The 220-nt window shown below is 62.3% G+C and carries 1 protein-coding gene; it reads right to left on the reverse strand.

The features are described from left to right. On the reverse strand, window positions 1–220 hold a 220-nt coding region (locus ACLEJW_RS23325; RefSeq protein ID WP_440778344.1), incomplete at both ends, for an immunoglobulin-like domain-containing protein.

The raw sequence follows: 220 nt of genomic DNA on the forward strand, positions 1-220 counted from the left end.
ACGGCACCCGTCACGGTGCCGGAGCTTTGACCAACTGGGATGGTGATGATTTGCCCATTCGCCAAGGCCACTACAACCGGAGCGCCAGTCACCGGCGCTCCGATGCTGGCGGTGTAGACGATGGTCCCGCCTTCAGCCACGGACGGTGTCGCGGTCAGCGTCACAGTCGATGTGTCGATGGTATCGGTGACGCTGGTCACTGCAGCAGTGCTGTTGATCG

The sequence above is a fragment of the Pseudomonas sp. SMSB3 genome (genome assembly GCF_052041965.1).
Taxonomy (GTDB): Bacteria; Pseudomonadota; Gammaproteobacteria; order Pseudomonadales; family Pseudomonadaceae; genus Aquipseudomonas.